Genomic DNA, 4,944 nt, shown 5'->3' with positions numbered 1-4,944 from the left:
TGTGGCAGCACGAAAGCGAACCCGTGGTCGCCGATCCCCGGGTAGGGCAGGTCGGCGACGGTCCCCCCGGCGAATGATCCCGAGCCGATCGGACCGTCGACGTAGAAGAGCACCTCGACCGGCAGGTCGGCGACGCCCCGCTCCTGGGCCCAGCCCCGGGCCGCACCGAAACGCTCGACCAGCTCGAGGTTGCCGCGCAGCGCACCGATCTGCGGGGTGGGGACGCTTGCGACGGCGGTCCGGCCGAGCACCGCCGGAAGGGTGGCGGCGACCGCGACGCAGGCCAGCGCCGCGAGCACCCGCCGCCAGGGTAAGGGTTTCATGGGTCCTCCCTTGTCTGAATGGGACGAGGGGGGACGGTAGGGATGCGGTGCGTCGGATGATGGCGGTCCCGGACCGGCCCGGACGCGGCCGGACGCGAGTCAGGCCAGCTGGGCGGCGAGCACCGGGATCTCGCCGGGCAAGCCGAAGTTCAGCGGCCCGCGCTCGTTGATCACCCACCGGCCTTCTGGCGTGGTCTCCTGGTAGACCGCGATCTCCGCCCGTCCGTCGCCGTCGTAGTCGGCGGGCACGAGCCAGTCGTCCCCCCTCCCCAGCGCAACGACGTAGTGCCCACTGCCGTCGCTGGGCAACACCCACCAGTGGCCCGTCGACGGGCGGAACACGGCCGGATCGGTCCGGCCGTCCCCGTCGTAGTCGGCCGGAACGAGCTTGTCGTCGCCAAGCCCCCACTGCCGGACGGAGAATCCCTCGGTCGAGCCGAGCACGATCCAGTTGCCGCCGGCCGGGCGGAACACGGCTCGATCGGCGCTACCGTCGCCGTCGTAGTCCCCGGGAACCGGCCGGTCGCCCGGCGCGCCGAACACCGTGACCTGCTCCTCCTCGCCGGCATCATCGACGCGCACATGCCAGGTTCCGTCCGCCGGGCGGTACACCGCGACGTCGGTCGTGCCGTTCCCGTCGTAGTCGGCGGGCACCGGGATGTCGTCCGGTCGGCCGAAGGCCACCATCCGGGCGTCCCCGTCGCTCAGGCCCTTGATCCACCAGATCCCGGCCGGTTCGAACAGCGCCATGTCGGCGAACCCGTCGCCGTCGTAGTCCCCGGGCACGGCGACGGCCCCCGGCCCACCGCGCAGGTTTCCGTGTGAGTACGGACAGACAGCCAGGCGCGGGTCATTGCAGCCGATGCCGAGCCTCCAGTCGCCGGTCCGCTGGTCCCACAGAGCGGGGTCACTGGATCGGTTGCGGTCGAAGTCGGCGAAGGGCCGCTGGTGACGGGGCGCGTCCGCCTCCGTCCGGGCCGGAACCAACCCGATCACGGCGACCGCGAGCACCGCGGCCAGGGTTCTGATTCTCATGACGCACATGGTGGCTACCGGTCGCGGTGGGGACGACAAAATCGGACACGGCCGGACAGGCGGTTTCCCCAGCCGCACCGGGTCTCTACGCTCGGCACGGTTGGACACCGGGGAGGATATGTGGCCGGCACGGCGGACGACGGCGCCATCGAGCTGAGCCCGCTGCGGATCGCCGCCGCCAGCACCATCGAAGAACTCGCCGCCCTGCTGCGCCAACTGCGCCGGCGCGACGCCCGGGACCGCGGCGACAGCCCCCTCACCTACCGGGAACTGGCCGCGAAAACCGGCTGGGCGCACGGGATCATCGGCGACTACTTCTCCGGCCGGACCCTCCCGCCGACCGACCGGTTCGACATTCTGGTCGGGCTGCTCGGAGCGAGCGCCCAGGAGGTGGGGGCGCTGGCCACGGCCCGCGACCGCGTCGAGGAGGGCCGCCGCAAGCCGCGTTCCGCGGCCGACGCGGCACCGGTGGTGCCGCGCGAACTGCCGATGCCGGTTCCCGGGTTCACCGGGCGCGCCGCCCAGCTCAGTCACCTGGATGAGCTGCTCGACACCGCGCGAACGGTCGTCGTCGTGATCTCCGGAACCGCCGGGGTTGGCAAGACCGCGCTCGTCGTGCACTGGGCGAACCGGGTGGCCGACCGGTTCCCCGACGGCTGCCTCTATGTCGACCTGCGCGGGTTCGGGCCGGGCGAACCGGTGCGTCCCGAGGACGCGCTGACCGGCTTCCTGCGGGGTCTCGGGGTGCCCGGCGCCGACCTGCCGCTCGACGCAGGCGAACTGGCCGCCCGGTACCGGACGCTGCTCGCCGGCCGCCGAATGCTGATCATGTTGGACAACGCCGGCTCCGCCGAACAGGTGCGACCGCTGCTTCCCGGATCGTTGTCCTGTTTCGCGCTGGTGACCAGCCGAGACCAACTGGCCGGCCTGGTCGCCAGGGACGGCGCCGAGCGGGTCGATCTCGACCTGCTGCCCGATCACGACGCGGTGGCGCTGCTGCGCTCGCTGGTCGGCGCACGGGCCGCGGCGCAGCCGGCGGCCACCGCCGACCTGGCCGCGCGCTGCGTCCGGCTGCCGCTCGCCCTGCGTATCGCGGCGGAGGTGGCCGCCAGCCGGCCGTCGGCCACCGTCGCCGCCCTCGTCGCCGAGTTGGGCGACCAACCGCGCACCCTGGACCTGCTGGAGGCGGGCGGTGACCCGGCGACGGCGATCCGCCAGGTGTTCTCCTGGTCCTACCGTCGGCTTTCGGCCAGCGCGGCCCGGTGTTTCCGGCTGCTCGGCCTGCATCCGGGTGTCGACTTCGACGTGCCGTCGGTCGCGGCGCTGGCCGGCCTGCCGCCCGGCGAGGCGCACGCCCGCGTCGAGGAGCTGACTCGCGCCTACCTGGTCCAGCAGACCCGGCCGGGCCGCTACGCCATGCACGACTTGCTCCGCGCCTACGCCCGCGAACAGCTGGGCGAGGACGACCCGGCGGCCGATCGCCTGCTGGAGCATTACGTGTCGGCCGCCGCGGCGGCGGTCGACACGCTCTACCCGGTGGACCGGCAGCCCGGCGCCACCCCGCCCCCGGGCCGGACCGCGCCGGGCGACGCGTTGGACTGGCTGACCGCGGAGCTGCCCGCGATGGTGGCGCTGTCCGCGCGGGCCACCCGGTCCGGCCGGTCGGACTTCCCGGTGCGGTTGTCCGCCGCGCTCAGCCGGTTCCTGGACCGCACCAGCCACTTCCCCGAGGGCCTGGCCATCCACGGCGACGCGGCGGCCGTGGCCGGCGCGCGGGCCGAACCAGCCCACGAGGCCGCCGCGCTGCGCGAGCTCGGCCAGATCCACTACCGGCTCGGGCGGTTGCGACCCGCGCTCGACCAGCTGAACCGGGCTCTGGAGATCAGCCGGTCGGCAGGCGACACCGCCCTTCAGACCCGCACGCTGAACAGCATCGCCACCGTCTACGACCGCCTGGGCCAGTACGAGGCCGCCGTCGAGCATTTCCAACAGGCGCTGGACATCGACCGCCGGATCGGGGACCGGGCCCGGGAAGGACGGGAGCTGGGCAATCTCGGCATCGAGTACGCCCAACTCGGCCGCTACCGCGCCGCCGTCGACCATTTCGAACAGGCCCTACTCGTGGCGGACGAGTTGGGCGACCGCTACGGCGAAGGCAACGCGCTGACCAACCTCGGCATGGTGCACTGCAGTCTGGGCGACTATCCGCAGGCGATCGCCGAGCTCCGTCGGGCCCTCGACAGCACGCGGGCGATCGGCGACCGCAGCGGCGAAGGCCGGGTGCTGACCAACCTGGGGATGGCGCACACCCGCCTCGGTGCGTACACCGAGGCCCGCGACTGCCTGGAACGGGCGCTGCACCTCCACCGCGCCGTGGCGGGTCGGGCCGACGAGGCCGAGGCCCTGACCTACTTCGGCGAGCTTCATCAGCGGACCGGTGACCACGTCACCGCGCTCGCCTACCACCGCAGGGCTCTCGCGCTCGCCCAGGAGATCAGCCTGCCCGGTGTGGCCTGCACGGCACACGACGGCGCGGGCCGGGCTTTGCGGGCCCTGGACCGCCTGGCCGAGGCCACGGCACACCACGAACAGGCCGTGGAGCTGGCCACCCGCATCGGCGACCGGCTCCAACAAGCCGGAGCGCTCGACGGCCTGGCCTGGTGCCGGCACGACGCGGGCGAGCACGACGAAGCCCGCGGCCTCTGGCAGCGCGCGCTGACGATCTATACCGAACTGGGTGTCCCGGAGGCGGACCGGGTACGGGGTCAGCTGCGCGGGTGAGGTTTCGCCTGTCCGGTCGTGTCCGCCGCCGTCCGCGATCGCCGGTGCCCGGGAGCGATCATGGCTAGCTTCTCCGAGACCTTGCGTCCCAAGGAGAGGAGCACATCGTGAGAAAGTTCATGGGGCCGCTGAGCGCGCTGGGCTGCGCGCTCGTACTGACCGTGGCCGGTACCGGCGGAGCATCCGCCGTGATCGACCCCAGCGACCCGGGTGGCGGGGGCGGCGGCGGTGGCGGCGGTGGCGGGGGCGGCGGAACACCGAGCCCGCAGTACCGCATCACCGGCCAGGTGTACAAGATCGGTGCCGGCGGTTCGCCCTCGCAGAATCGGGTGACGGCCGATGTCCGGGGTTGGTCCCGGTTCGAGACCCCGACCGGAGTGAAGATCGACGCCGACTACCTGAGCGTCCGGTGTGCCGGCGGCGGGGCCAGCGACCAGGACTCCGAGGAGCACGCCGGCTTCACCGACGTCGAGTTCACCATCGGTCCCGCACCGGTCGGTTTGCAGTACACCGTTGTGTGCGCACACGAGGCGCGCTACCGCGGCGTCACCTACACCGCGACGTCCTCGGCGATCATTCCCATGACGTGATCCGATCGGTCCGGGCCGGTGGTCAGCCGGCCCGGACCGCGTGTCCACATGGGAACGTCCCCGAGCACGCCCGAGGGGGGAGGCGGAACTCGGGGACGAAGATTGTTGCCGGTGCGGCGGTCGCCTCGCGGCGAAAGGTACGAACGCGGCTCCCGCCGAACGGTATTCCGCGACGTCATGGTTTGGGCCCGGGGACTCGATCCGCACCGACATCC

At 72.8% G+C, this 4,944-nt stretch carries 4 protein-coding genes; 2 read left to right on the top strand and 2 right to left on the bottom strand.

Features of this window, described 5'->3' with window-relative positions:
• Together VFO68_RS00860 and VFO68_RS00855 are read right to left on the bottom strand one after the other, a co-directional pair.
• A partial coding sequence (locus VFO68_RS00860; protein WP_325156166.1) for a hypothetical protein occupies positions 1–323 on the bottom strand: 323 nt, incomplete at its 3' end.
• Between the two features lie 99 nt (positions 324–422).
• Positions 423–1,358, bottom strand: coding sequence for a VCBS repeat-containing protein (locus VFO68_RS00855; RefSeq protein WP_325156165.1), 936 nt, complete (start codon positions 1,356–1,358; stop codon positions 423–425).
• A gap of 120 nt (positions 1,359–1,478) precedes the next feature.
• Here VFO68_RS00855 and VFO68_RS00850 point away from each other — a divergent pair, with 120 nt between their 5' ends.
• Together VFO68_RS00850 and VFO68_RS00845 are read left to right on the top strand one after the other, a co-directional pair.
• Entirely contained in the window at positions 1,479–4,139 is a 2,661-nt protein-coding gene (locus VFO68_RS00850) for an ATP-binding protein (RefSeq protein ID WP_325156164.1), read from the top strand.
• A gap of 107 nt (positions 4,140–4,246) precedes the next feature.
• Complete coding sequence (locus VFO68_RS00845; protein ID WP_325156163.1) at positions 4,247–4,729, top strand: hypothetical protein; 483 nt, start codon at positions 4,247–4,249, stop codon at positions 4,727–4,729.
• Positions 4,730–4,944: the final 215 nt, after the last annotated feature.

It is taken from the genome of Actinophytocola sp. (assembly GCF_035712165.1).
Classification (GTDB): Bacteria; Actinomycetota; Actinomycetes; order Mycobacteriales; family Pseudonocardiaceae; genus DASYTH01.
This window is presented reverse-complemented; position numbering and strand designations above follow the sequence as displayed.